We start from the raw sequence: 24022 nt of genomic DNA on the forward strand, positions 1-24022 counted from the left end.
CCATGGAAAAGGCCATCATCGCCCGCGCGCCGGGCGGCCCCGAGACGCTTGACTGGGTCGACTGGACCCCGCCCGCCCCCGGCCCCGGTGAGGTGCTGGTGCGGCACGGCGCGGTCGGGCTGAATTTCATCGACACCTATTTCCGCTCGGGCCTCTACCCCTGGCCGGGCGAGATCCTGATCCCCGGCAGCGAGGCCGCGGGCCGCGTCGAAGCGCTGGGCGCGGGCGTCGAGGGGCTCTCGGTCGGCCAGCGCGTCGCCTATACGACGCCGACCGGCGCCTGCACTACCGCGCGCGTGCTGCCCGCCGACCGGCTGGTGCCCCTGCCCGATGCGATCCCCGACGAGATCGCGGCCTCGATCATGCTGAAGGGGCTGACCGCGCATTACCTGATGACCTCGAGCTTTCCGGTCCGCGAAGGCCAGACCGTGCTGATCCATGCCGCGGCGGGAGGCGTGGGGCTTCTGCTCGGACAATGGATGGCGGCCAGGGGCGTGCGCGCCATCGGCACGGCGGGCGGGCCGGAAAAGACCGCGCTCGCACGTGCCAATGGCTATGCTCAGGTGATAGACTACCGCGCGGGCGATTTCGTGGGCCCGGTGATGGCCGCGACCGACGGGCTTGGCGTCGATGCGGTCTATGACAGCGTCGGTCAGGACACCTGGCGCGGCTCGCTCGCCTGCCTGAAACCGCGCGGCATGTTCGTGAGCTTCGGCCAGTCCTCGGGCCTGCCCGACGGCTTCCGCCTGTCGGATCTCGCCAAAGGCAGCCTCTCGGCCACGCGGCCCGTTCTGTTCGATTTCATCGCCGATCCGGCCGAGCTCCGCGCCCGCGCGGCAGAGCTCTTCGCAGCAGTGGCCGAGGGCACGCTGACGCCCCGGGTCGGGCAAACCTGGCCACTGGCCGAGACGGCCGAGGCTCATCGCGCGCTTGAGACCCGTGCCACCACCGGGGCAACGGTGCTCTTGCCGTGACCTCCATGCCGGGATCCGGGGATCAGCCCCGGAACCCGGTCGCGACCACGAATTTCTCGGAACTGTCCGACCGGCTCGCGGGCGGCTTCACATTGGCAACCTTGTCGAAGCGCTGTTTCAGCAGGGTCTGCAACCCGCCCTCGGCGCCCCCCGCCAGAACCTTGGCGACGAAGGTGCCGCCTTCGTCCAGCACATCGAACGCGAGCGCCGCCGCCGCCTCGCAGAGCGCGATGATCCGCAAATGGTCAGTCTGCTTGTGTCCCGAAGAGGCCGCCGCCATGTCGCTCATCACCACATCTGCCCGGCCCCCGAGCCAGCCCTTGACCAGCTCGTCGGCATCGTCGGCCAGGAAATCCAGCTGATGCAGCTCGGCCCCGGCGATGGGCTCGACCTCCTGCAGATCGACCCCCAGCACGGTGCCGATGGCCTTGCCCGACTTCTCGCCCAGCGCATTCACGCGCTTGACCGCCACCTGGCACCAGCCGCCCGGCGCGCAGCCCAGATCGACGACCCGCGCGCCCGGCACCAGAAACCGGTACTTGTCATCGAGTTCGATGATCTTGAACGCCGCGCGCCCGCGATAGCCCTCGGCCCGGGCCCGCTTGACATAAGGGTCATTGAGCTGACGTTCGAGCCAGCGCGTCGACGAGAGCCGCCGCCCGCGCGCGGTCTTGACCTTGACCTTGAGGTCGCGCTGTCCGCGCCCGCTCGATCCCTTCTTCTCCGTCATACCGGCCTTCGTTCTTCTTCTTGGCAAAAATACCCAGACGCGACATCTGCCCCAGCCGGGCCGCGGCAGCAAGGGCGCATCAGAAGGGCCCCTCCTCCAGAACCCCGTCCGCGCTCATCTGCGCGTAAAGCAGACCCTCGCGCAGACCGCGATCCGCGACCGACATCCGATCTGTCGGCCAGACCCGCATCAGGGCCTGCAGGATCGCCGCCCCCGACATGATCAGCGCATGCCGGTCGCGCCCGATCCGGGGATCGGCCCGCCGCCCCTCGGGGCCAAGTTCCAGATACTTGCGGATCACCTCGTCGATCTGGCCCGAGGTCATCCGAAGCCCGTCGACCTTGGTCCGGTCATAGCGCCGGAGCCCCAGATGCGTCGCCGCCACCGTCGTCACCGTGCCCGAGGTGCCGATGATCTGGAACCCCTCCTTGGCCTGCTGGGACGAATAGGGCGAGAACTCGGCCAGGTTCTCCTCGAAGAACCAGCTCATCAGCGCGAAACGGGCGTGATCGTCCTCGACATCGTCGAACTGCTCCTTCAGCGTCGCGACCCCCAGCGGCACCGAGATCCAATCGACCACGCGCGCGGCCGGGAACGGCCCGGTCTCGCTGTGAAAGCCCGCATGCAGCCGCATGATCGCCCGCGGCCGGTCGGGCCGCGGCACCATCGAGAGATCGATCCAGACAAGCTCGGTCGAGCCGCCACCGATATCGACGACCAGCAGCTGCTCGGTCTTGGTCGAGACCAGCGGCGCGCAGGACACGACTGCCAGCCGGGCCTCTTCCTCGGGCTGGATGATCTCGAGCCGCAAGCCGGTCTCGCGGCGCACGATCTTTATGAATTCGCGTGCATTCTCGGCGCGGCGACAGGCCTCGGTCGCGATCAGCCGCATCCGTTCGACCGCATGCGTCTCGAGCTTGCTCTTGCAGACCCTGAGCGCCTGGATCGTGCGTGCCATCGAGGCGCGACTGAGTCGTCCCGAGCCTTCGAGGCCGGTTCCAAGCTGGACCGATTTCGAAAAGCTGTCCACGACATGAAACTGACTGCCCTTGGGCTGGGCAATCAGCATACGACAACTGTTCGTTCCGAGATCCAGCGCGGCGTAAAGCGCCGCGGGATCTGGCGGAACTGGCGCGGGAGTCTCTACCGCCTTGGGAAACGCGCCCGCACCATTCGGACGCCTGGGCGCCATAGGATCGCCCTCCAATCGAGTTGCCAGCAGGGTAGCGGCCCGAAGACCTTCGTGCAATGCCACAGATCGCGCCTGCCCGCCCTTCCCGGAGGGCGGCGCGGTCTCAGGACCGGCGGCGCACGAAAGAGCCGAACCCGGCCACGGCCAGAAGCAGGAAGGCCGCGCTCGGCATCAGCGGCACCGGCAAAGGATCGTCCGGGTCTACGGGCGGCCGGGCCGGATCATCGCCGCCCCCCTGACGCCCGTTGCTGCCGCCGCTGACGGTGCTGGGCGCCGCCCAGGGCAGCGCGCCGGTGCCGCCGCCGCCGGCAGCGCGGCCCCCGCCATTGCCGGGCCAGAACGGGGTCGAAGCTCCGTCATCGCCATCGAGCGCGGCAAGCAGTTCGGGACGCGGCAGGTTGCGCGCGCCGTGATCCGAGGCGATCGCAGCGGGAAACATCAGCGCGCAGGCCGGGGTCACCCCGGCCGCGGCATGACGGCACACACTGACACCGAGCGAGATCGCCACATCGGTCGAGGTCCCGTCATCGGCAGAGGAGCGGCTTTCGAAGACCGGCGACGGAACCAGTTTCAAGGTCCCCGGCGGCATCGTCGTCGCCCCGGCCTGTCCGAGTGCCATGGCAGCGGTCAGCCCAGCCACAATCGTCATCACCTGTCCCAGATGCGCTTTCATCGCCATATCCTCATACCAACTGGTCCCCGTGCCGGACCTGTGTCTGACCTGTATTGCGCTCGCGAAACGAGCGTGTCACGGACTCCGCCCGGGCGACTCGCAATTCTGTACCATGAAACGATTTTCTTATCGGTCGGAAAAAGCCTAATTATCATGAAAAATGAAGAAAATTCTAAAATTTAGGCTCCCCTCTCGCATTGACGTAACGGCAGGCGGCCCGGCCTGAGCGCCCTTTCTTCCCGCTGCCTGCACCATGCGGCTCGTTTTCGGCCATAAGCCTTTCGGTCGGGTTTTCTGTCCTCCCGGGCCTGCTTCGGCCAGGGCCTGTCTCCGCCGGGATCTGTTTCGGCAGCACCCGGGGGAGCGGCCAGGCCCGGATGGCAGGGGACGCCGCCCAAAGGACGCCCAGAGGCAGGAATGTCGGCCCGGCGCCTCCTCTGCGCCGGCGCCGGGATCGGTCCTGCGCGATACCGACCGAAGCCGAGGTCGCAACGCGCATTCATCCTGTCGAAATCCGCCTCCGCGCCGGAACCGGGTCGGATTACACCTTGGGAAGGGAGGAAGAGAATCGGATGCCTGAACTCGTCATCGTCTACTGGCGCGACATACCGGCGCAGGTCATCGTGGGACGGGGCCGCCGCGCCGCCAAGCGGGTGCTGCCAGAGCGCTTCGAGCAGGCCATCGACCGTTGCGCGATGCGGGTGGGCGCGAAGGACAGCGAGGCCTATCTCGCCGAATGGCACCGCTCGAAGCCCGTCGAGCGCGAGGGCGATCCGGAGATGCTGGCCACGGCCGAGGCCGAGCGGATCGCGGCTGAATATGACGCGGCACGACTTGGGAAACTGATCGCCGATTGCGGCTGGCAACGGGCGTGAACGGTCTGCGGGAGGACGCAATGGCACTGCTGAATTTCAGAAAATGCGACAGGGCGGGCAGAGGGTCGGCAGGCCAGACGGCAGGTCGAACGGCGCAGCTGGCGGAATTCGTCCGGGGCTATTCGATCGAGGTGATGCCGAAGACGGCCGCGAAGATTGCCGATTTCCGCGCGCTGCTGCCTGCCGGAACGCGGGTCTATGTCGCCCATCTCGAAGGCACCCCGATCGGGGACATGGTGGCGACCGCCCGGCGGCTGACCGAGGAAGGCTTCGTGCCGATGCCGCATTTCGCGGCCCGCTCGATCCCCGACACCGCGACGCTTGCCGACTGGATCGCGCGCTATGCCGGCGAGGCCGGGGTCCGCGAAGGGCTGATCCTGGCGGGCGGCATCCCGACGCCGAAGGGGGACTTCCACTCCTCGATGCAGCTGCTCGAGACCGGGCTCTTCGACCGCGCGGGCTTCGTCCGGCTGCATGTCGCCGGTCATCCCGAGGGCAGCCGCGACATCGACCCCGACGGCTCCGAGCGCAACATGATGGCGGCCCTCGGCTGGAAACAGGCCTTCGCCGCGCGGACCGATGCAGAGATGGCCATCGTCACCCAGTTCGCCTTCGAGGCAGACCCGGTGATTGCCTGGGCCGACCGGGTCCGGGACCGGGGCATCGATCTGCCGATCCATATCGGCGTGGCGGGCCCGGCCAAGCTGCAGACCCTGGTCAGATATGCCATCACCTGCGGCGTCGGCCCGTCGCTCGCCGTGCTGCAGCGCCGGGCGCGCGATGTCAGCAAGCTGGTGCTGCCCTTCACGCCCGATGCCTTTCTCGACGATCTGGCCGGGGCCGCCCGGCGCCGGGCCGATTTCCCGATTGCCGGGGTGCATTTCTTCCCGCTCGGCGGGATCGCGACCAACACCCGGTGGCTGGCCGCACATGGCCTCGCCCCCGCCCAGGACAGCTGAGGAGCGCCATGACCCGTACCGTTCTCGAGTCGAAGACCCGTACCGTCACCATCGGCTTCGACGAGCCCTTCTGCGTGATCGGCGAACGCATCAACCCGACCGGCCGCAAGAAACTGGCGGCCGAACTGGAGGCCGGCGATTTCTCGACCGTCGAGAGGGACGCCCTGGAGCAGGTGGCCTGCGGGGCGATGGTGCTCGATGTGAATGCGGGCGTCGTCTACAATTCGAACCCTGATCCGAACCAGACCGAACCGCCGCTGATGCGCCGGATGATCGATCTGGTGCAGGGTCTGGTCGATGCGCCGCTCTGTATCGACTCTTCGGTTCCCGCGGCGCTCGAAGCGGGGCTTGCCGCAGCTGAAGGCCGGCCGCTGCTGAATTCGGTGACCGGCGAGGAAGAGCGGCTCGAGCGGGTGCTGCCCTTGGTTCGCAAATACAACGTGCCGGTGGTCGCGATCTCGAATGACGATACCGGGATTTCCGAAGATCCGGATATCCGCTTTGCCGTGGCAAAGAAGATCGTCGAGCGCGCGGCCGATTTCGGCATCCCGTCCTGCGATATCGTGGTCGATCCGCTGGTGATGCCGGTAGGGGCGATGGCCAGCGCCGGGCGACAGGTCTTTGCGCTGGTGCGGCGGCTGCGCGAGGAGCTGGGCGTGAATACCACCTGCGGCGCGTCGAACATTTCCTTCGGACTGCCCCAGCGCCATGGCGTGAACGCGGCCTTCCTGCCGATGGCGATCGGGGCCGGCATGACCTCGGCGATCATGAACCCGGTCCGTCCGGTCGAGATGGAAGCGGTCCGCGCCGCCAACCTGCTGATGAACCATGACGCCAATGGCGGAGAGTGGATCCGCTTCTCTCGGGTGCTCGACGGTGTCGCGGCCGGAGCGAGCTTCGCCGAGGCATCACATGCGGTTGCGGCGGCGGGCAGCGGCCGGCGACGGCGACGCGGCTGATCGGACGGATTGCGGTAAGATGTTCTTAACCATGAAACCGTCAGAATTGCGGGCATGGAATTTGTCTCGCGCCCCACACCGCCCGACATCTGGATCGCTCTGGTCTTCTCGGCCCAGGCGGTGGCGAAGGGCGGCGTGGTCCGGCGATCGCGCCACTGGGTCGAACGAGAGATCGGCATGGAACGCTTCGTGGCAGAAGTCCGCAGGCGCGGCTTTCACATGGTCGAATGCGGCGGGCAGCTCATCGTCATCTGCAATCCCCATGGTCTGCGTGTCATCTGCTAAGCCATTCTTCATCGAAGAATGGCAACGATTTTTCGACGAAAAATCGAGGCCCGCATGAACCGTGATGATCCTCCCCTCGTCGTCTTCACGCCCTCCGGTCGGCGTGGCCGGGTACCTTCCGGGACCTCGGTTCTCGATGCTGCGCGACGCCTCGGCGTCGATCTCGACAGCGTCTGCGGCGGGCGCGGCATCTGCTCGAAATGCCAGATCGCGCTCGGGACCGGCACCTTCCCCAAGCACGGGATAACCGTCACCGAGCAGGCCCTCTCCCCGAAAAATGCCGTCGAGCAGCGCTATGACGAGAAACGCGGCCTGCCCCCCGCCCGCCGCCTGGGCTGTCAGGCGCGCATCCTCGCCGATGCCGTGATCGACGTGCCTCCGGAAAGCCAGATCCACCGCCAGGTCGTGCGCAAGGCGGCCGAGCTCCGCGCGATCGAGATGGACCCGGCCACGCGGCTGTGCCTTGTCGAGGTGGCCAAGCCCGACCTGCAAGCGCCCAGTGGTGATCTGGAACGGCTGAATTCGGCCCTGGCCGCGCAATGGGACATCGGCCCCGTACGCTGTCCGTTGTCGGTTCTGGTCCGGCTTCAGTCGACACTGCGTCATGGCGACTGGCAGGTGACCGTCGCGCTGCATCGCGCTCCGGACGGGCTCGAAATTCTCGACATCTGGCCCGGCTTCTTCGAAGGGCCGCTCTACGGGCTGGCGATCGATATCGGGTCGACCACCATCGCCGCGCATCTGACCGATCTCTCGACCGGGACCGTCCTCGCCTCCTCGGGCCGGATGAACCCGCAGATCCGCTTCGGCGAAGACCTGATGAGCCGGGTGTCGCATGCAATGCTGAACCCCGGGGGGGCCGCCGAGATGACGGCCGCCCTGCAGTCCGGGCTCGACCGGATCGCCAGCGAGATCGTGATCGAAGCCGGAATTTCGTCCCGGCAAATCGTCGAGACGGTCCTGGTCGGCAATCCGGTGATGCACCACCTTGCGCTGGGGCTCGATCCGGTCGAGCTGGGACAGGCGCCCTTTGCGCTGGCGACCTCGGGCGCGCTGTCGCTTGCGGCCCGCGATCTGGGGATCGGCGCGATCAATCCGGAGGCCCGCGCCTATCTGCTGCCTCTGATTGCGGGGCATGTCGGGGCGGATGCGGCCGCCGTGGCGCTGAGCGAAGCCCCCGAAGAGGCGGACGAGCTGACCCTCATCGTCGATGTCGGCACCAATGCCGAGATCCTGCTCGGCGACCGGAACGGCGTGCTGGCCTGCTCCTCGCCGACCGGCCCCGCCTTCGAGGGCGCACAGATCAGCGCGGGTCAACGCGCTGCCCCCGGGGCCATCGAACGGATCCGGATCGACCCCGCCACGAAAGAGCCCCGCTTCAAGGTGATCGGTTGCGAGCTGTGGTCCGACGCCCCGGATTTCGCCGAAACCGTCGGCCCGGCCGGCATCACCGGAATCTGCGGTTCCGGCATCATCGAGGCGGTGGCCGAAATGCGGTTGGCAGGACTTGTCGACAGGTCGGGCCTGATCGGCTCGGCCGCCCAGACCGGTTCCGGGCGCTGCCGCCCCGAGGGCCGCACCCAGTCCTATCTGCTGCATGACGGCTCCTCTGCGGGCGGGCCCGTCATTGCCGTGACCCAAACCGATATCCGGGCGATTCAGCTTGCGAAAGCAGCGCTTTACGCTGGCGCGCGACTACTGATGGACCGCCGCGGCGTCGACCGGGTCGCGCGGGTGGTTCTGGCCGGGGCCTTCGGTGCCCATATCAGCCCGCTGCACGCCATGGTGCTGGGCATGATCCCCGACGTCCCCCTGGACCGGGTTCGGTCCGCGGGAAATGCCGCCGGGACCGGTGCGCGGATTGCGCTTTGTTCGGTCGCCGCACGGCGCAGGATCGAAGAGATCGTGCGCAGGATCGAAAAGGTCGAGACCGCGACCGAGCCCCGGTTCCAGGAGCATTTCGTGGCCGCGAATGCCCTGCCCCATGCCTCGGATCCGTTTCCGGAACTTGCCCGCCGGCTGGATCTGCCAGATGTCGTCTTCAATGCCGATGGCGGCGGAAGCCGGCGCAGACGTCGCTCGCGCTGATCGCAATCGGGTGATCTGCCGGATCTGGGCCGGGCTTCCAACCGGACGGCCCGCTTGCGCATCCTTCCTCCCGGCCACAAGGCCGGACGCGAGGTCATGATCGGGAGGACGGCTGCACAACAGAGGCTTTGCATTGGCGCCTCCGGCGCTTTCGACCGGCCGGGGCCGCCTTCTCCGCGGGATGTCCGACAAGGCGGATACGCAGGACCGCGCCGGTGCCGGACAACCGTTTTCACGATGAGCGCAGAGGTGCACCACATCGCCGGTGGCGTCCGGGGATCTCGGCATGATTTCACGCGCGCCCCTGCACTCTCCGGGAGATGAACGGGAGGGGGAATTGCGCTGGCATTCGGCGACCTGAACCGCGCCCGCCCCCGAGGCACGCTCTGCCCGGGACGGACATGGGCCAGCCAGAGCATTTGCCCGGGCATGGTCGGGGGCTTTGCCCGGACCACCTCCGGGGCCGTTTCCCGGCCGATCAGGGGGAGCGCTCCCGGGAGCATGACACCCCCGCACCGCAGGACGGCCCGAAGGGACCGCATCGCAGGTCACAGGCTCTGTCGCCGGTCGCAATATCTTCGCCTTCCGGGCTCTGCTCCGGCAGGTCCGGCAAGGTCCGGGAAGACCCGACGGCCGCCGCCCTGACCGGGAATGCACGCCTCCGCCCTGATGCCGGAGCCGCGATCTTGATCGGAAGATGATCCTTGCGCCCTGATCGCCATGCTCGGCTGTCCGCCCGGCCGATAGCGGCGCGACGCCCCGAGAACGCTATCCATGGCAATTGTCAAAGATCCTCCCACCAAGGACTGTCCATGACCCGGCGACTGGCCTGTCTGGACGCCTCAGATTGCCGCCCGGACCGTGGAAGACCCGACCTTTTGGGCATCCGGAGGCCGTTCCTTTCGGCGGCGGTCTAGTCGGCGCTGGCCAGCTTCATCATGATGATGCCGCTGATGATGAGAAGCGCCGCAATGATCCGTACCGGCGTGATCGCCTCTCCCAGAACGACGATCCCGACGACGAATGCGCCAACGGCACCGATCCCCGTCCAGATCGTGTAGGCCGTGCCGAGCGGAAGCGACTTCATCGCCACGGATAACAGCCCGAAGCTGGCAAGCATCGTGATGAGGGTGATGATTGTCGGGGTGACAAGCGTGAAACCGGCGGACTTCTTCATCGAGAATGCCCAGACGATCTCCAGGATACCGGCCGCAAAAAGACAGATCCAGGCCATGCGCGATCTCCTTCCACCGGGCCGTCCCGCATGATGACCGGAATGGTGAGGCCGTCCTCGGCCGAACAATTAGAACCTCTCGAAGAACTTGGCAACCAGAGGCCCGACACGACCGTCATGAGGAGGCTGCGCCCGGGCGACAGCAACGCGACATGCGTCCGGGCACAGGAGCAACGGGCCGGGCAGGCCCGCCGGCGATTGCCCTCGGAAAACGCGGCATGCGGCAGATGCCCCTTGTCCCCATGGCCGATGTCCGGCGCCCTGAGCGCGTCCGGGACCGATGCCCTTCGCCGCCCTGCCGGTCGATACAGGGCCCCGGCATCGCATCGCCTTGTCCGGCACGGGATGTTGCCCGATATTGTCATCTGCCATGCAGACCGGTTCCATGCCCTTCCCGTCGCTGCGCCGCGGTCGCGCCCATGAGGTCTGCGGCCCGGGCGCGGTCTTCTTCGCCCTGGCCCAGGCTGCCCGGATCGGAGGGCCGCTGCTCTGGGTCGCCGAAAGCTGGCAGACCGAGCGGATCAACCCTGCCGGGGTCGCCGCCATGATCGACCCCGGACGCCTCCTGCTGGCCGAGCCCCGCGACCAGGCCGAGGCGCTGGCCGTGACCGAAGAGGCCCTGCGCTCGGGCGCGGTGCCGCTGGTGGTGACGGAGCTGACCAAGGCCCTGGGGCTGACAGCGGGGCGGCGGCTGCAGCTTGCGGCGCGGGACGGCAACGCCACCGCGCTGTCGATCATCGCCGACCGCATCGAAAGCGGGGGCGCGGGCAGCAACGCGGCCGAGACCCGCTGGCACTGCACTCCCGTTTTCGATGCGGTCTTCGATCCGGCCGGCTCGACTCTGCAGCGCTGGTCCCTTATAAAGAACAAATCGGGAACAGTTGGGGACTGGCATGTTCGATGGGATGCACAGACGCATCGTCTCGATCTGGTTTCCCCGGCTGGCGAGCGACCGGGCCCTGAGGCTGCGCCCGGTTGAGGCCCCTTTCGCGCTGAGCGTGACCCGCGCCGGGAGCGAGCGGATCCATTGCCTGAACCTCGCGGCCGACTCCCGTGGCCTGCATCGCGGCATGGCCCTGGCCGATGCCCGTGCGCTCTGCCCCGATCTTCTCAGCCGTCCGGCCGATCCGGCCGCCGATGCGCGGTTTCTTCGCGCGCTCTGCCGCTGGGCCACGCGCTACTGTCCCTGGGCGGGGACCGAGGGCCAGGATGGGCTGGTCCTCGACATCACCGGCTCGGCGCATCTTTTCGGCGGCGAGGCCGAGATGCTCGCCGACATCCGCGCCCGGCTGATCCGGGCCGGGATTGCCGCGCGGCTGGGACTGGCCGCGACCCGCGGCGCGGCCTGGGCCCTGGCCCGCCATGGCGAGGGCGTGGCCGCGCCCGGCGCGGACCCGCTGCAGGCCCTGGGCCATCTGCCGGTCCGGGCGCTGCGTCTGGAGGAGGAGACCGCCGCCGCGCTGGAGCGGCTGGGGCTGCGCACGGTGGCCGACCTGGCGGCGCGGCCGCGCGCGCCGCTGGCCCGCCGCTTCGGCCCCGATCTGCTGAAGCGGCTGGACCAGGCGCTTGGGGCCGAGCCCGAGGCGATCGCGCCCGAGGCCGAGCCGCCGCATTACGCCTTGCGCCTGAGCCTGCCGGAGCCGATCGGGCTGGTCAGCGATGTCATGGCCGGGACCGGACGGCTGCTCGAGGCGCTTTGCGCCCGGCTGAAAGACCGGCAGCATGGCGCGCGCGTGCTGTGCCTGACACTGAACCGCGTCGACGGGGACAGCCGGCAGATCGAACTGCGCCTGGCCCGCCCCCTGCGCGAACCCGCGCGCATTTTGCCTCTGTTCGAGCGCGGCGTCGCGGGCGTCGAGGCGGGCTGGGGCATCGACCGGCTGCGGCTCGAAGCGGTGCAGGTGGAACCGTTGCCGCCTTGCCAGACCGGTTTTCACGGCGGTGACCGGACGGATGGGCTGGATGACCTGATCACCCGGATCGGAACCCGGATCGGGCTGGAGAACATCCGCCGCTTCCTCCCCGCCGACAGCCATATCCCCGAGCGCAGCTTCCTGATCGCACCCGCCGCCTGGTCCGAGCCGGGCGGGGCCTGGATCGTCCCGCATCCGCGCCCGCTGCGGCTGTTTCCGCCCGAGCCCATCGCCGGGACCGGGCCGCAACCGCCGGGGCGGTTCCGCTGGCGGCGCATGGCACTGAACACGGCGCGCGCCACCGGGCCCGAACGCATCGCGCCGGAATGGTGGCTGGAGGATGATAACTGGCGTTCGGGCGTCCGCGACTATTGGCGGGTCGAGACGCGGCAGGGGCGGCGGCTGTGGCTGTTCCATACGCCGCAGGCGCCGGGCTGGTTCGTGCAGGGAGAATTCGCATGAGCGGAGAGCCCCGAGACCCGCTGCCCAATGCCCCGGGCACCGCGGGCTATGCCGAACTCTGCGTGACGACGAATTTCACCTTCCTGACCGGCGCCTCGCATCCCGAGGAACTGGTGCTGCGCGCCGCCGAGCTGGGGCTTGCCGCCATCGCGATCACCGACCGCAACTCGCTGGCGGGCGTCGTGCGCGCCCATGCCGCGCTGAAGGAGATGCGGCGCGAGCGGATCGAGACGGTGCGCATCCGCTCGCAGCACCGCATCGACACCTGTTCGCGGCAGGCGCTCGGCGATCCGCAGGATCTCGCCCGCCCCGAAACGCCTGTCCTGCCGCTGCCTCTGCCCCGGCTGATCGTGGGCTGTCGCCTGGTGCTGCGCGACAGCCCCGTCGACTGGATCGCGCTGCCCACCGACCGCGCCGCCTATCAGCGGCTGAGCCGTCTTCTGACCCTGGGCAAGCGCCGGGCCGAAAAGGGCGGCTGCCATCTCGACCGGCAGGACCTGACAGAGGCGGCGCAGGGCCTGATCCTGATCGCGCTGCCGCAGGCCGACCCCGAGACCTGCGCCGAGCCGGTCCGCGAGATGCAGCGCCGCCATCCCGGCCGTGTCTTCCTGGGCGCGGCACCGCGCTATGACGGGACCGACCAGGCCCATCTGGCGGCCTGCGCCCGGCTTGCGCTGCGGGCCGCCGCGCCGATGGTGGCGGTGGGCGACGTGCTGATGCACCGCGCCAACCGGCGGCGGCTGGCCGATGTGCTGACCTGCCTGCGCGAGAAGATCACCATCGACCGGATCGGCACCCGGGCGCTGCCCAATGCCGAGCGCCGGCTGAAGGGCGCCGCCGACATGGCGCGTGTGTTCCGCGACCATCCCGCCGCGCTCCGCCGCAGCCTCGAGATCGCGGCGCGCTGCTGCTTCGATCTCGACGAGCTTGCCTATGAATATCCCGACGAGGCCGCCGGGGACGAGGCCCCGCAGGCACGGCTGGACCGGCTGGCGCGCGAAGGTCTGGCCCGCCGCTGTCCCGAGGGCATTCCCGAGCATTATCAGGCGCTGGCCGAGAAAGAGCTGCGGGTGGTGGGCGAGCTGGGCTTCGCCGCCTATTTCCTGACGGTGCATGACATCGTCACCCATGCCCGCTCGATCGGCATCCTGTGCCAGGGGCGCGGCTCGGCGGCCAATTCGATCCTGTGCTGGGCGCTCGGGATCACCGATGTCCCGCCCGACCGGATCGCCATGGTCTTCGAACGCTTCCTGTCGAAATACCGGGGCGAGCCGCCCGATATCGACGTCGATTTCGAGCATGAGCGCCGCGAGGAGGTCATCCAGCACATCTATGCGAAATACGGCCGCGACCGGGCCGGGCTCTGCGCCACGGTGATCCATTTCCGCACCCGCGCCGCGATCCGCGAGGTGGGCAAGGTCATGGGCCTGTCGCAGGATGTCACCGCCGCCCTGTCGGGCCAGGTCTGGGGCATCTCGGGCAAGGGCCCCGATCCGGACCGGATCCGCGAGCTGGGGCTCGATCCGGCCGACCGGCGGCTGGCCCAGACGCTGCACCTGATCGGCGAGATCATCGGCTTCCCCCGGCATCTGTCCCAGCATGTCGGCGGCTTCGTCATCACCCGCGGGCGGCTGGACGAGCTCTGCCCGATCGAGAACGCGGCGATGGAAGACCGCACCGTCATCGAATGGGACAAGGACGACATCGACACGCTGGGCATTCTCAAGGTCGATATCCTGGCGCTGGGGATGCTCAGCTGCATCCGCAAGGCCTTCGATCTGATCGAGCGCCACGAGGACCGGGTCCTGAGCCTCGACACCGTGCCCCAGGAGGACGCGGCCACCTACCGGATGTTGCAGCGGGCCGATGCGGTGGGGGTGTTCCAGGTGGAAAGCCGGGCGCAGATGAACTTCCTGCCGCGGATGAAGCCCGCCACCTTCTACGATCTGGTCATCGAGGTCGCCATCGTCCGCCCCGGCCCGATCCAGGGCGGCATGGTGCAGCCCTATATCCGCCGCCGCCAGGGGCTGGAGGCGCCCGAGGCCTTCGGCCCCGCACTGGAAGAGGTCACCCGCCGCACCCTCGGCGTGCCGCTCTTCCAGGAACAGGCGATGCAGATCGCCGTGGTCGGCGCGGGGTTCAGCGCCGAGGAGGCGGACCGTCTGCGCCGCTCCATCGCCTCGTTCCGGCGCATGGGCACCATCGGCCAGTTCAGGGACAAGTTCGTGGCGGGCATGCTGGCCAACGGCTACGGCCCCGAGGTGGCCGAACGCTGTTTCGGCCAGATCGAGGGCTTCGCCGATTACGGCTTTCCCGAAAGCCATGCCGCGGCCTTCGCGCTGCTGGTCTATGTCTCGGCCTGGCTGAAATGCCACCGCCCGGCGGTCTTTGCCTGCGCGCTGCTGAATGCCCAGCCGATGGGGTTCTACGCCCCCGCCCAGATCGTGCGCGATGTCCGCGAGCATGGGGTCGAGGTCCGGCCGGTGTGCATCAACCACAGCACCTGGGACAACAGCCTGGAGCGGCGCGCCGACGGGGCGCTGGCGCTGCGGCTGGGGTTTCGTCAGATCAAGGGCGTCCGGCGGGACGAGGCCGACTGGATCGTCGCCGCCCGCGGCAACGGCTATCGCGACCCCGGGACGGTCTGGCGTCGCGCGGGCGTTGCGCCCGCCATGCTGGAACGCCTGGCCGAGGCCGACGCCTTTGCCGGGATCGGATTTTCCCGCCGCGAGGCGCTGTGGCAGATCCGGGCGATCCGGGCACAGGCGCCGCTGCCGCTCTTCGACGATCCGATCGATGGCGAGGCGATCCACGAACCGGACGTGGCGCTGCCGGCCATGCATCTGGGCGAACAGGTGGTCGAGGATTATGTCTCGCTGCGCCTGTCGCTCCGCGCCCATCCGATGGAGCTGCTGCGCCCTGCCCTGCCCGGCCTCACCCCCCATGACCGGCTGGCCGAAGCGCCCTTGCGGCCCACCTCCGTCTGCGGCCTGGTCATCACCCGGCAGCGCCCCGGCACCGCCTCGGGGGTGATCTTCCTGACCCTGGAAGACGAGACCGGCGTGGCCAATGTGGTGGTCTGGCCGAAGGTGTTCGAACGGTTCCGTCGCGCGGTGATGGGCGGGCGGCTGCTGCGGGTGACAGGACGGCTGCAACGCGACGGCCTCGTCGTTCACCTGATCGCAGAGCGGGTCGAGGACCTCTCCGGCCGCCTGTCCGATCTCAACCATCCGCTTGCCGGAACCATCGCCGCCCCCCAGCCATGCGCCGACGATGCCCCCCGCCCGCCGCGCCCTGCCACTGCCGCCCGGCATCCTCGCGAGCAGGCCAAGCGGCTGTTTCCCAGCCGGGATTTCCATTAGCCTCTGGCCGCATCGACCGGCGCGCAATTCCCTTGTCGACATGCGCGGCGCGCCCGAATTGAAATGGGGCGATGCACGGATGGCGCGGCCTCAGCCCTGCCTTCTCAAGGGCGAAGCCAGGCCGGGGGCGATGGCCGACACCTATCGCTCGGGACGACCTCACAGATCACAATGGCTGGCGATGGCGCGATGCACTGTCCGCAGATGGGCGGCCGACGCCCCTCCCGAGCCGATGCCAGCGCAGGAACGAGAGGGATATCTTCGCCGGAGCCCCGAATGGTCAGGCAGCCGAGCGGAAGGCGATCACGACCGGCCTGAGCAGGCGAACGCCCTGAATTCACGCGCGCCTGCAGCCAAAACGGCAGGGTGCGGTCTTCCGGCGCTGTTTTCCCGAGAGGTGATGCCATTCGCCATGGACCTCCGCGCTTGCAGGCGGGCCGGGTTGCGCGACCGCTCTGCAGTGCCGGCTGTCTGTCTGGAAGGGACCGGCGGCTTGCCAACCGCGCCGACGGTGCCAATCGGCTCCGCAAACCATTGAAAAAATGACAATCCCTCGAGATCGAACGTCCTGCGGCATAACCATCGGATGGGAAAAGCGCCGCAACAGAGGCCGCACCCGGATCGAGATCATGTTCGGAAGGCCGGGAAACAGGTGCCGCGGCGACCGGCAACGCCAGAGGGCTGGAAGGGTTTTCCTGCCGGTCGTCTCCTACCGTCGCCAAGGCCCGGTTATGGGACAGAGCCGACGGGGCATCCGGGTTTCGGGAAGCATTTCGGGGATGTCTGCCGGGACGGGCGAATACGACCATCAGCAATCGGGCAGGATGACCAGCGCTCAGGTGCTACCGAGCGCGCCTGACGATGCGCGATGAGGACAAGATGGTCGGCGTTTGAAAAAGGAACGGAAGGACCGAAACCTCTCAGAGAACCCACCTAAAAAGGGGAAGCACGGGGGGAAGTGCAGGCTTCTGTTGCCAGGTGCCTGCGAACCCCGCCTTACGTTGCTAGACGCAAGGGCTTAAGATTTGGTTTTGCGGACTGCTTACGCAGCCAGCGCCACCGGAGCACGGTTGTCATTGGCAACTATCATGCTTGCACCGATAACGGTGGTAGCTCACCGGGCAAAAGCTAACCCCTTTAGACGTCCGTCGATCCTGTTTCGGCCCCATGATCCCGCCAATGTGGGATATTTGGTGGAGCCGCCGGGTACCGCCCCCGGGTCCGATCCGCTTATTACGGGCGCGTTTATCGCCATAGTCCCTTGCGGGACAGGCTGAAGATAGGCCGGGTGCTGCGCCGGTTCAAGGGGGCATCGGACTCGTTCAGCGGCTGGGAAGGGCCGCGCAATGGGCACCGCCCGCCGCCTGGCCGGACCCCAGCGCGAAAAGCGGCGGCGAGAGATAGGGATCGAGCGGGGCCGAGCGTGCGAGATCGAAGGCCAGAAACCCCGCAACCGCCGCCAAGAGGCTCAGAACCAGCGGGCGCCGGGTCATGACCGTCCCTCGAGCCCCAGCCAGGGCCGGAGCTTGATGCCGTACCAGGACCCGGTGAAGGCGGCGGCGAACCAGGCCCAGCCATGCAGGCTACCGGTCGAGATGCCCGAGAAGAAGGCACCGATATTGCAGCCGAAGGCCAGCCGCGAGGAATAGCCCAGCAGAAAGCCCGCGATCACCACCGCGACCCAGGCCCGGGCCGGGTGATCGGCGATCCGCCCCGAAAGCCCGTCGCGCCAGAACGCGGCCAGCGCAGCGCCCGCGATCAGCCCCAGATCGGTCAGCGAGGTCACATCGGTCAGCACGCTCTCCCGGACCCGCTCGACATTGCCGGGTGCGGCCCAGAAGGCCGAGCCCGAGAGATCGGCGCCAAGCGCGCTCGCGCCCTTCGCGACCCAGAGCCCGAGACCGTAGACCACGCCCCAGGGCTGCCCCGCCACCGCCAGATGCAGGATCGCAAGCCCCGCCAGGAGGATCGCCGCCCCCCAGTAGCGCCCCGGGATCGCGCGCTTTTCCGGATCGGCCAGCGCCAGCGCCAGCCCCGCGACCGAGGCCAGCAGCACCAGTGTCAGCGCCAGCCCGTCACTGCCTGCCAGCACAGCGACCGGCAGCGCGCCAAGCCCGGTCCACCAGAGCAGATGATAGGCCCCGAAGAAGCTGCCGAGACAGAAGAAGGGCAAGGCGACCACGGCGACCAGATTGCCCGAGCCCGCATTGACCAGCGTGCCCGAGCCGCAGCCCAGCACGATCTGCATGCAGGCGCCGAAGACGAAGGCGCCGCCGAGCATGGCGAAGCCAACCGGCGCATGGGCCCCCAGAAGCTCGCCCGGATGGTTGGCCAGCATCGGAAAGGCTGCCGCCGCCACCAGCGCAAGGCAGACCATCTGCGCCACCAGTCCCGATGCGTCGCGCTGCAGGATCATCCGCCGCCAAGGGCCGGTGAAGCCGAAGCGCAGCCCTTCCAGCACGAGGCCGAAGCCAAGCCCGATGGCCAGCAGCGCGCCCGAGCGCGGCCCGGCCATGGCGGCCACGGCCAGCACCGCAAGGGCAAGAAGGCCAAGACCGGCGGTACGGGGCAGAAGACGGGAGGAAAAGGGCATTGCCTGGCTGCGATCTGTCATGGGGCTTGTCAATTCACTTGGGTCAATGAAATCAGTAGCGTCCTCTCACACGGTTCCAGAGATTGCGAAGCGGACCGGGAACATTCGCCGCCTCATGGCCCGAGCGGGTCCAGCCGACCATCGATTCAGGGTAAAGCCTGACCCCCTCGATCCCCGCCAGCTCGCTGAGGGCGAACCAGTTGGTGGCGGCCCAATGGCCGGTGTTGCAGAAGGATACCGGCGCATCGCCAGCGCCGAGGCCATTGGCGGCGGCCAGCCCGGCGGCCGCCTCGGGCGCGATCCGGGCGGGGGAGTCGGCCTCGAACCAGCTTGAATGGGGCAGCGGACGCGATTGCGGCAGCGTGCCGGGCCGGAACGCGGCCGGATGCTTGGCATTGCCCGCCCAGAATGCCTCGGGCCGGGCGTCGATCAGGGCCCCCTCGGCCTTGCCCGCGACGATAGCCTCGACATCCTCGGTCGTGGCCAGCCATTCATGGCTGAAGCTGACCTCGATATCGCTGGGCGCATGGCCAAGGGCCGGGCCGGTCTCGACCGGAAGCCCGGCCGCGCTCCAGCCCGCCATGCCGCCATTCAGGATCGCAAGCGCGCTGACCCCGCTCGATTTCAGCGTCCAGTAGACCCGCGCGGCGGCACCGAAATCAGAGGCATTACTGCCCTGATGCACGATCACCGTCGGCCGGTCGCGGGTGACGCCAAGGCTGCGCAGCACCTCGGTCAGCCGGTCCTCCGAGACCAGCTGACCCGGGTTCTCGGCCGGGCCGCGGAACAGTCCGTAAGGCGCCGAGCGCGCGCCCGGAACATGCCCCGCCTCGAAGACCGGCGCGGCGCCGTCGGGACCGCTGCGGATGTCGAGAACGAGCGGTGCGGGGGCGTCAAGCGATGCGGCCAGATCCTGAGGGTCGATCAGGGGCCCGAAGCCCGGTGCCGAAAGCGCCGGTCCGGCCAGCAGGGCAAGGGCAAGGGCTGCGCTCGGGGCATGTCTCGTCATCGTGTCACCTCTTGATTCCGGCCCCAAGCTGTGGCCGCACGCCGCGCGACGCAAGGCCGCAATGTCACGTTAACCCCAAGAGGATTCATTGTGAAGATCGCCTGTTCGTTGTGCGCCCGCCTCTGGCATTCACGCGTTTCGGGTTGTGGGCGCTTTCCGGAACGACAGGGGCATTCCGTTTTGCATAAAAGAAAACCGATATAAAGGGAGAAGAAAGCAGGGACGTGACTTTCGCGACGCTGCTGCAAAACCGTCCGGTGCCCCCCTTTTCGACGGAGGGGCTCATCCCACGGCTTTCGTGCCGCGACACAGGCCATTCCGCGAACTGACGGTCAAAGCCGCGCGGCGCGAGACATCGACGCGACGGCTTGACGCTATGCGTGCTGGGCTTTGTGTCCTGCGATCGCTCCCGTCATCTCGGGCTTTTCAGAGCCCGGCCTTCTTGCGGCGCGGAATGATCGCGACAGTGCTGCGGCTTATCTCCGCCCCCGCCGGAGCGCGTCGCCATCTGCCGACCAGTGCCTGCCCTGCGCGCGCCGGATACAGGACTGCGTACATCGTGCAGATTCCGGGCGAGCTTCACAGAGCAGCCATTTGGAAAATATATAAATCTCCCTCAGCCGAGACGCGCCAGACCCGGAAATGTCTCAAGCAGCCAGTAGCTGAAACTGCTGAAGGCACCGGTCAGAAGCGCAAGCCCGACCGCGAGCAGCAGCACCCCCATGGCCCTCTCGATCAGCGCCATATGCCGCTTGAGACGGGTCATGATCCCCATCGCCCGCTGGATGAAGAGCGCGGCCAGCAGGAAAGGAATGCCAAGCCCGGCGGCATAGACCGCCAGCAGCACCGTCCCGCGCGAGAGGCTGGCCTCGGATGCCGCCAGCGACAGGATCGCGCCGAGCTGCGGCCCGATGCAGGGGGTCCAGCCGAAGGCGAAGGCCAGCCCGAGAAGATAGGCCCCGAGCGCCGATCCGCCGCGGTCGCCCGCATCGACACGGACCTCGCGATCGAGCAGCGGGATCCGGATCACATGCAGGAAATGCAGGCCGAAGACGACCACCACGGCCCCGGATATCCGCGCAAACAGGGTCTGGTTCTGCAGAAAGAAGGCCCCGAAGGCCGACGCGGTGAAGCCCAGCAGCAGAAAGACCGTCGACAACCCCAGCACGAAGAAAAGCGCGGCCACCGTCGCCCGTCTGCGCACGCCGCCCGCTCCGGTCAGTTCGCCCATCGAAATCCCGCCCATATAGGCCAGATAGGGCGGCACGATCGGCAGGACGCAGGGGCTGAGAAAGCTCAGAAGGCCCGCCGCCAGCGCCACCAGCATGGCAGGCAGCAATCCCGCATCGATCAGCTCTATTCCGAACATCACCCCTCCGTCGGTCGGCCTCTGGTCCGGTCCTAGCGGAAGCCGGTCCATTCGTCACTGGCCGCCCTCTCACAAAGCCGTGGACATGTCGGCGCATCGGGCCTAAGCGCGGTCGCATGGGTGCCGAGATCGAGATCGACCTGCGGGGGCTCAGATGCCCCCTGCCCGTCCTGCGGGCGCGCAAGGCGCTGGACGGGCTCGCCCCGGGCCATCTGCTGAGGCTCTGGGCCGACGACCCGGTCGCGGTGATCGACATCCCGCATTTCTGTCGCGAAGCCGGGCACGACCTGATCGGCACCGAAGAGACCGGCACGGCAACGCTCTATCTGATACGGAAAGGATAGGCCCGGCCCCCTTTCGGGAACCGGGCCTCGATCATCAGCTCCGGAAAGGTCGCGGCTCAGCGGCCGACCGACCACCATCCCTGCCGCTTGGGCGCGCTGTCTTTCGACGCCTCGGCGGTTTTGGGCTCCGGTTCAGGCTGCGTTTCAGGCCTCAGCGTGGGCTCCGCCTCGGGGGCCGCCTTTTCCTCGGCCTCGACAGCAGCCTCGGCGACCGGCGCCTCCGCGGCCAGTTCGGCCTCGGGCAGTTCGACCGTTTCGGGCGAGGCCTCGGCTTCTTCCACAGCGGCTTCTTCGACCACGGGGGCCTCTACCGGGGCCGCCGCCTCTGCAGGAACTTGGGCTTCGACCGCTGCAGGTTCCTCGGCTTTCGGCGCGACAGCCTCCTCGGCCCGAGCTTCGGCCCCGGCTTCGGGACGCTCAGTCTTGCGACCGCGCGACCGGCTGCGGCGCGAGCGCCGGGGTTTCTCTTCCGCGGGCTTTTCTTCAGCCGAAGCGGCCTCGTTGGCAGCCTCTGCCGTCACCGCCTCGGGCGCCTCCGCGTCGGTATCGCCATCGCTATCCGCGTCGTCGGACTCGTCCTGACCGGCCTCGACGCCCTGATCCTCACCGCCCTGCGGGGTTTTCTTCTTCCGGCGGCGGCGACGGCGCTTCTTGCCAGGCTTGTCCTCGCCCTCGGGCGCGGGCACGGGGGCCGCGGCGACAACCGGCGTCTCTTCCTCGTGCTCGTCCTCCTCCTCGACCGGGTCGGGCATGTCCGACATGTCGAGAGAGACCACCGGGGTCACGACCTCGGGCACCGCACGGGTGGCGGTCTTGAAGCGCTCGATCGAGAAATCTGGCGAGATCAGGAAGGGATCGGCCTCGATCCGGACGGACAGGCCATAGCGGGCCTCGATCTGGGCCACATGCTCGCGCTTCTGGTTCATCAGGAAGTTGACGATGCCGATGGGCGCCTTCAAGAGCACCTCGCGCGAGCGGCCGCGCACCCCCTCTTCCTCGATCTGGCGCAGGATCGACAGCGCCAGATTGTCATCCGAGCGGATCAGCCCGGTGCCGTGGCAATGCGGACAGGGCTGGGTCGTGGCCTCGATCATGCCCGGGCGCAGACGCTGGCGCGACATCTCCAGGAGACCGAAGCCCGAGATCCGGCCGACCTGGATCCGGGCGCGGTCGGTCTTGAGCTTGTCCTTGATGCGCTTCTCGACGGCAGCGTTGTTCTTGCGCTCTTCCATGTCGATGAAGTCGATCACGATCAGACCCGCGAGGTCGCGCAGACGCAGCTGGCGCGCCACCTCCTCGGCGGCTTCGAGGTTGGTCTTCAGCGCGGTTTCCTCGATCGAGCCTTCCTTGGTGGCCCGGCCAGAGTTCACGTCGATCGCCACCAGCGCCTCGGTCACGCCGATCACCAGGTAGCCGCCGGATTTCAGCTGCACCACCGGATTGAACATCGAGCTGAGATAGCTCTCGACCTGATAGCGCGCGAAAAGCGGCATCGGATCGGTGTAATTCTTAACGTTCTTGGCATGGGACGGCATGATCATCTTCATGAAGTCCTTGGCCAGGCGGTAACCGCCCTCGCCTTCCACCAGAACCTCGTCGATCTCGCGGCTGTAGAGGTCGCGGATCGAGCGCTTGATCAGATTGCCTTCCTCGTAGATCGGGGCGGGCGCGACGGATTTCAGCGTCAGTTCGCGGATCTGTTCCCAGAGCCGTTGCAGATATTCGTAGTCGCGACGGATCTCGGACTTGGTGCGCTTGGCGCCCGCGGTCCGGATGATCAGGCCCGCGCCTTCCGGCACGTCGAGCTCGGAGGCGATTTCCTTCAGCTTCTTGCGGTCGACCGCATTGGTGATCTTGCGGCTGATACCGCCGCCGCGCGCCGTATTGGGCATGAGCACGCAGTAGCGCCCGGCCAGCGAAAGATAGGTGGTGAGCGCCGCGCCCTTGTTGCCGCGCTCTTCCTTGACGACCTGGACCAGCATGATCTGCCGGACCTTGACCACTTCCTGGATCTTGTAACGACGCGCACGCGGTTTGCGCGGGCGGATCTCTTCATGCACGTCCTCCTCGGCGACCGACTCGATCTGGTCGTCATGGTGGACCTCTTCGGGGCCGTCTTCCTCGGCCTCATCAGAGACGGACGCCGGGGCGTCATCGGCCTCGTCGGTCTTCCTGCGCGGGCTGCGACGGCGGCGGCGCGAGGAGGACTTGCGGGTCTCGGCGGTGTCCTCCGCCTCGACCGGCTCCTCGCCGTCCTCGTCATCGCCCAGGTCGACGACATCCATGCCGGGGATGCCACCGCTCGGCTCGCGGCTCTCGACCGGATCGTCGCTATGCGCGGCCATGGCCATGACCGAGGGAGGCGGGTCGTTGTCCTTCCCGTCCTCATCCTCCTCGGAATCGCTGGCGGGGCCGGCATCCTCGGCCTCGGCTTCCGCAGCAGCTTCGGCCGGCCGGCTCTCGTCTTCCGCGGCCGGAACGTCAGCGGCGGCCGCGGCATCCTGTTCGCGGTCCTCCGCCTCTCCGGCGTCACTCTCGGTCCCGTCTTCCCCGGCCCCGTCTTCCCCGGACGCAGTCTCCGGCGCGGCAGAAGCGGGCTTGTCCGCGCGCGGCTTCCGGCGCGAGCGGCTGCGACGCTTGGGCTTGTCGCTTTCGCCCTCATCGTCCTCCATCTCTTCGGCCAGGGCACGCTCCTCGGCCAGAAGCGCCTCGCGGTCGGCGACCGGGATCTGGTAATAGTCGGGATGGATTTCCGAGAAGGCGAGGAAACCATGGCGGTTGCCGCCATAATCGACGAAGGCCGCCTGCAAGGAAGGCTCGACCCGCGTGACCTTTGCTAGGTAGATATTGCCAGCAAGCTGGCGTTTGTTGACGGTCTCGAAATCGAACTCGTCAACCTTGTTTCCGTCCACCACGACCACGCGGGTTTCCTCCGCGTGGGTGGCGTCGATGAGCATCTTCTTTGCCATTGGATCTCTTTGCACCACGGCAAGTCGCTCGG

General features: G+C 68.1%; 19 protein-coding genes and 1 other RNA gene. 10 read left to right on the forward strand and 10 right to left on the reverse strand.

Features of this window, described 5'->3' with window-relative positions:
• The first annotated feature begins 2 nt into the window (after positions 1 to 2).
• The gene (locus ACK8CO_RS02400) at positions 3 to 974 is read left to right on the forward strand and encodes a quinone oxidoreductase family protein (RefSeq protein ID WP_414898045.1); all 972 of its coding nucleotides are present in this window, start codon (positions 3 to 5) and stop codon (positions 972 to 974) included.
• Between the two features lie 22 nt (positions 975 to 996).
• Here ACK8CO_RS02400 and ACK8CO_RS02405 read toward each other — a convergent pair whose 3' ends face one another.
• The 3 genes from ACK8CO_RS02405 to ACK8CO_RS02415 form a co-directional block, all read right to left on the reverse strand.
• Complete coding sequence (locus tag ACK8CO_RS02405) at positions 997 to 1704, reverse strand: RlmE family RNA methyltransferase (protein WP_080615968.1); 708 nt, start codon at positions 1702 to 1704, stop codon at positions 997 to 999.
• Between the two features lie 79 nt (positions 1705 to 1783).
• The gene (locus tag ACK8CO_RS02410) at positions 1784 to 2896 is read right to left on the reverse strand and encodes a Ppx/GppA phosphatase family protein (protein WP_080615967.1); all 1113 of its coding nucleotides are present in this window, start codon (positions 2894 to 2896) and stop codon (positions 1784 to 1786) included.
• Between the two features lie 103 nt (positions 2897 to 2999).
• Positions 3000 to 3569 (reverse strand): hypothetical protein, encoded by a 570-nt coding sequence (locus tag ACK8CO_RS02415; protein ID WP_080615966.1) that lies wholly within the window; start codon positions 3567 to 3569, stop codon positions 3000 to 3002.
• Between the two features lie 572 nt (positions 3570 to 4141).
• Here ACK8CO_RS02415 and ACK8CO_RS02420 point away from each other — a divergent pair.
• From ACK8CO_RS02420 to ACK8CO_RS02440, 5 genes are read left to right on the forward strand one after another with little or no spacing between them, the layout of a single operon-like run.
• Complete coding sequence (locus ACK8CO_RS02420; RefSeq protein WP_414898046.1) at positions 4142 to 4444, forward strand: virulence factor; 303 nt, start codon at positions 4142 to 4144, stop codon at positions 4442 to 4444.
• A gap of 20 nt (positions 4445 to 4464) precedes the next feature.
• Positions 4465 to 5403 (forward strand): methylenetetrahydrofolate reductase, encoded by a 939-nt coding sequence (locus ACK8CO_RS02425; RefSeq protein WP_414898047.1) that lies wholly within the window; start codon positions 4465 to 4467, stop codon positions 5401 to 5403.
• A gap of 8 nt (positions 5404 to 5411) precedes the next feature.
• Positions 5412 to 6362 carry a methyltetrahydrofolate cobalamin methyltransferase gene (locus ACK8CO_RS02430; protein ID WP_414898048.1) on the forward strand — a complete coding sequence of 317 codons (951 nt, stop codon included), beginning with the start codon at positions 5412 to 5414 and terminating at the stop codon, positions 6360 to 6362.
• Between the two features lie 54 nt (positions 6363 to 6416).
• Positions 6417 to 6647, forward strand: coding sequence for an N-(5'-phosphoribosyl)anthranilate isomerase (locus ACK8CO_RS02435; protein ID WP_414898049.1), 231 nt, complete (start codon positions 6417 to 6419; stop codon positions 6645 to 6647).
• A gap of 54 nt (positions 6648 to 6701) precedes the next feature.
• The gene (locus tag ACK8CO_RS02440; protein WP_414898050.1) at positions 6702 to 8735 is read left to right on the forward strand and encodes an ASKHA domain-containing protein; all 2034 of its coding nucleotides are present in this window, start codon (positions 6702 to 6704) and stop codon (positions 8733 to 8735) included.
• Positions 8736 to 9648: 913 nt separating this feature from the next.
• On the opposite strand, the gene ACK8CO_RS02445 is transcribed toward ACK8CO_RS02440, so the two are convergent.
• Positions 9649 to 9969, reverse strand: coding sequence for a DMT family transporter (locus tag ACK8CO_RS02445; RefSeq protein WP_414898051.1), 321 nt, complete (start codon positions 9967 to 9969; stop codon positions 9649 to 9651).
• Between the two features lie 370 nt (positions 9970 to 10339).
• Between ACK8CO_RS02445 and ACK8CO_RS02450 the strand changes: the two genes are divergently transcribed.
• From ACK8CO_RS02450 to ACK8CO_RS02460, 3 genes are read left to right on the forward strand one after another with little or no spacing between them, the layout of a single operon-like run.
• Positions 10340 to 10948 (forward strand): ImuA family protein, encoded by a 609-nt coding sequence (locus tag ACK8CO_RS02450; RefSeq protein ID WP_080615959.1) that lies wholly within the window; start codon positions 10340 to 10342, stop codon positions 10946 to 10948.
• Positions 10863 to 12344, forward strand: coding sequence for a Y-family DNA polymerase (locus ACK8CO_RS02455; protein ID WP_414898052.1), 1482 nt, complete (start codon positions 10863 to 10865; stop codon positions 12342 to 12344). Before ACK8CO_RS02450 ends, ACK8CO_RS02455 begins: the two co-directional genes overlap by 86 nt.
• Entirely contained in the window at positions 12341 to 15706 is a 3366-nt protein-coding gene (locus ACK8CO_RS02460) for an error-prone DNA polymerase (RefSeq protein ID WP_414898053.1), read from the forward strand. The genes ACK8CO_RS02455 and ACK8CO_RS02460 overlap by 4 nt, the downstream gene beginning before the upstream one ends.
• A gap of 957 nt (positions 15707 to 16663) precedes the next feature.
• Here the strand turns inward: ACK8CO_RS02460 and ssrA are convergent.
• The 5 genes from ssrA to ACK8CO_RS02485 form a co-directional block, all read right to left on the reverse strand.
• Positions 16664 to 17015, reverse strand: a transfer-messenger RNA (tmRNA) gene (gene ssrA / locus ACK8CO_RS02465).
• Positions 17016 to 17028: 13 nt separating this feature from the next.
• Positions 17029 to 17199, reverse strand: a complete 171-nt coding sequence (locus ACK8CO_RS02470) for a hypothetical protein (protein ID WP_414898054.1) — start codon at positions 17197 to 17199, stop codon at positions 17029 to 17031.
• Positions 17196 to 18320 carry a YeeE/YedE thiosulfate transporter family protein gene (locus tag ACK8CO_RS02475; RefSeq protein WP_414898055.1) on the reverse strand — a complete coding sequence of 375 codons (1125 nt, stop codon included), beginning with the start codon at positions 18318 to 18320 and terminating at the stop codon, positions 17196 to 17198. Before ACK8CO_RS02475 ends, ACK8CO_RS02470 begins: the two co-directional genes overlap by 4 nt.
• A 31-nt stretch (positions 18321 to 18351) precedes the next feature.
• Positions 18352 to 19308, reverse strand: a complete 957-nt coding sequence (locus ACK8CO_RS02480; RefSeq protein WP_414898056.1) for a sulfurtransferase — start codon at positions 19306 to 19308, stop codon at positions 18352 to 18354.
• Positions 19309 to 19924: 616 nt separating this feature from the next.
• Positions 19925 to 20677, reverse strand: a complete 753-nt coding sequence (locus ACK8CO_RS02485; protein WP_080615954.1) for a cytochrome c biogenesis CcdA family protein — start codon at positions 20675 to 20677, stop codon at positions 19925 to 19927.
• Between the two features lie 116 nt (positions 20678 to 20793).
• Here ACK8CO_RS02485 and ACK8CO_RS02490 point away from each other — a divergent pair, with 116 nt between their 5' ends.
• Positions 20794 to 21021 (forward strand): sulfurtransferase TusA family protein, encoded by a 228-nt coding sequence (locus ACK8CO_RS02490; RefSeq protein ID WP_080615953.1) that lies wholly within the window; start codon positions 20794 to 20796, stop codon positions 21019 to 21021.
• A gap of 56 nt (positions 21022 to 21077) precedes the next feature.
• On the opposite strand, the gene ACK8CO_RS02495 is transcribed toward ACK8CO_RS02490, so the two are convergent.
• The gene (locus ACK8CO_RS02495; RefSeq protein ID WP_414898057.1) at positions 21078 to 23990 is read right to left on the reverse strand and encodes an Rne/Rng family ribonuclease; all 2913 of its coding nucleotides are present in this window, start codon (positions 23988 to 23990) and stop codon (positions 21078 to 21080) included.
• Positions 23991 to 24022 lie beyond the last annotated feature (32 nt).

This window comes from Rhodovulum sp. HP10 (assembly GCF_047553435.1).
Classification (GTDB): Bacteria; Pseudomonadota; Alphaproteobacteria; order Rhodobacterales; family Rhodobacteraceae; genus Rhodovulum.

Excerpts from the sequence above, each read along its gene's own strand:
- ACK8CO_RS02440 (WP_414898050.1), top strand. The coding sequence starts at position 6,702 with ATGAACCGTGATGATCCTCCCCTCGTCGTCTTCACGCCCTCCGGTCGG.
- ACK8CO_RS02410 (WP_080615967.1), bottom strand. The coding sequence starts at position 2,896 with ATGGCGCCCAGGCGTCCGAATGGTGCGGGCGCGTTTCCCAAGGCGGTA.
- ACK8CO_RS02485 (WP_080615954.1), bottom strand. The coding sequence starts at position 20,677 with ATGTTCGGAATAGAGCTGATCGATGCGGGATTGCTGCCTGCCATGCTG.
- ACK8CO_RS02400 (WP_414898045.1), top strand. The coding sequence starts at position 3 with ATGGAAAAGGCCATCATCGCCCGCGCGCCGGGCGGCCCCGAGACGCTT.
- ACK8CO_RS02495 (WP_414898057.1), bottom strand. The coding sequence starts at position 23,990 with ATGGCAAAGAAGATGCTCATCGACGCCACCCACGCGGAGGAAACCCGC.
- ACK8CO_RS02420 (WP_414898046.1), top strand. The coding sequence starts at position 4,142 with ATGCCTGAACTCGTCATCGTCTACTGGCGCGACATACCGGCGCAGGTC.
- ACK8CO_RS02405 (WP_080615968.1), bottom strand. The coding sequence starts at position 1,704 with ATGACGGAGAAGAAGGGATCGAGCGGGCGCGGACAGCGCGACCTCAAG.
- ACK8CO_RS02450 (WP_080615959.1), top strand. The coding sequence starts at position 10,340 with ATGCAGACCGGTTCCATGCCCTTCCCGTCGCTGCGCCGCGGTCGCGCC.
- ACK8CO_RS02435 (WP_414898049.1), top strand. The coding sequence starts at position 6,417 with ATGGAATTTGTCTCGCGCCCCACACCGCCCGACATCTGGATCGCTCTG.
- ACK8CO_RS02415 (WP_080615966.1), bottom strand. The coding sequence starts at position 3,569 with ATGAAAGCGCATCTGGGACAGGTGATGACGATTGTGGCTGGGCTGACC.
- ACK8CO_RS02430 (WP_414898048.1), top strand. The coding sequence starts at position 5,412 with ATGACCCGTACCGTTCTCGAGTCGAAGACCCGTACCGTCACCATCGGC.
- ACK8CO_RS02425 (WP_414898047.1), top strand. The coding sequence starts at position 4,465 with ATGGCACTGCTGAATTTCAGAAAATGCGACAGGGCGGGCAGAGGGTCG.
- ACK8CO_RS02490 (WP_080615953.1), top strand. The coding sequence starts at position 20,794 with ATGGGTGCCGAGATCGAGATCGACCTGCGGGGGCTCAGATGCCCCCTG.
- ACK8CO_RS02455 (WP_414898052.1), top strand. The coding sequence starts at position 10,863 with ATGTTCGATGGGATGCACAGACGCATCGTCTCGATCTGGTTTCCCCGG.
- ACK8CO_RS02445 (WP_414898051.1), bottom strand. The coding sequence starts at position 9,969 with ATGGCCTGGATCTGTCTTTTTGCGGCCGGTATCCTGGAGATCGTCTGG.
- ACK8CO_RS02480 (WP_414898056.1), bottom strand. The coding sequence starts at position 19,308 with ATGACGAGACATGCCCCGAGCGCAGCCCTTGCCCTTGCCCTGCTGGCC.
- ACK8CO_RS02470 (WP_414898054.1), bottom strand. The coding sequence starts at position 17,199 with ATGACCCGGCGCCCGCTGGTTCTGAGCCTCTTGGCGGCGGTTGCGGGG.
- ACK8CO_RS02475 (WP_414898055.1), bottom strand. The coding sequence starts at position 18,320 with ATGACAGATCGCAGCCAGGCAATGCCCTTTTCCTCCCGTCTTCTGCCC.
- ACK8CO_RS02460 (WP_414898053.1), top strand. The coding sequence starts at position 12,341 with ATGAGCGGAGAGCCCCGAGACCCGCTGCCCAATGCCCCGGGCACCGCG.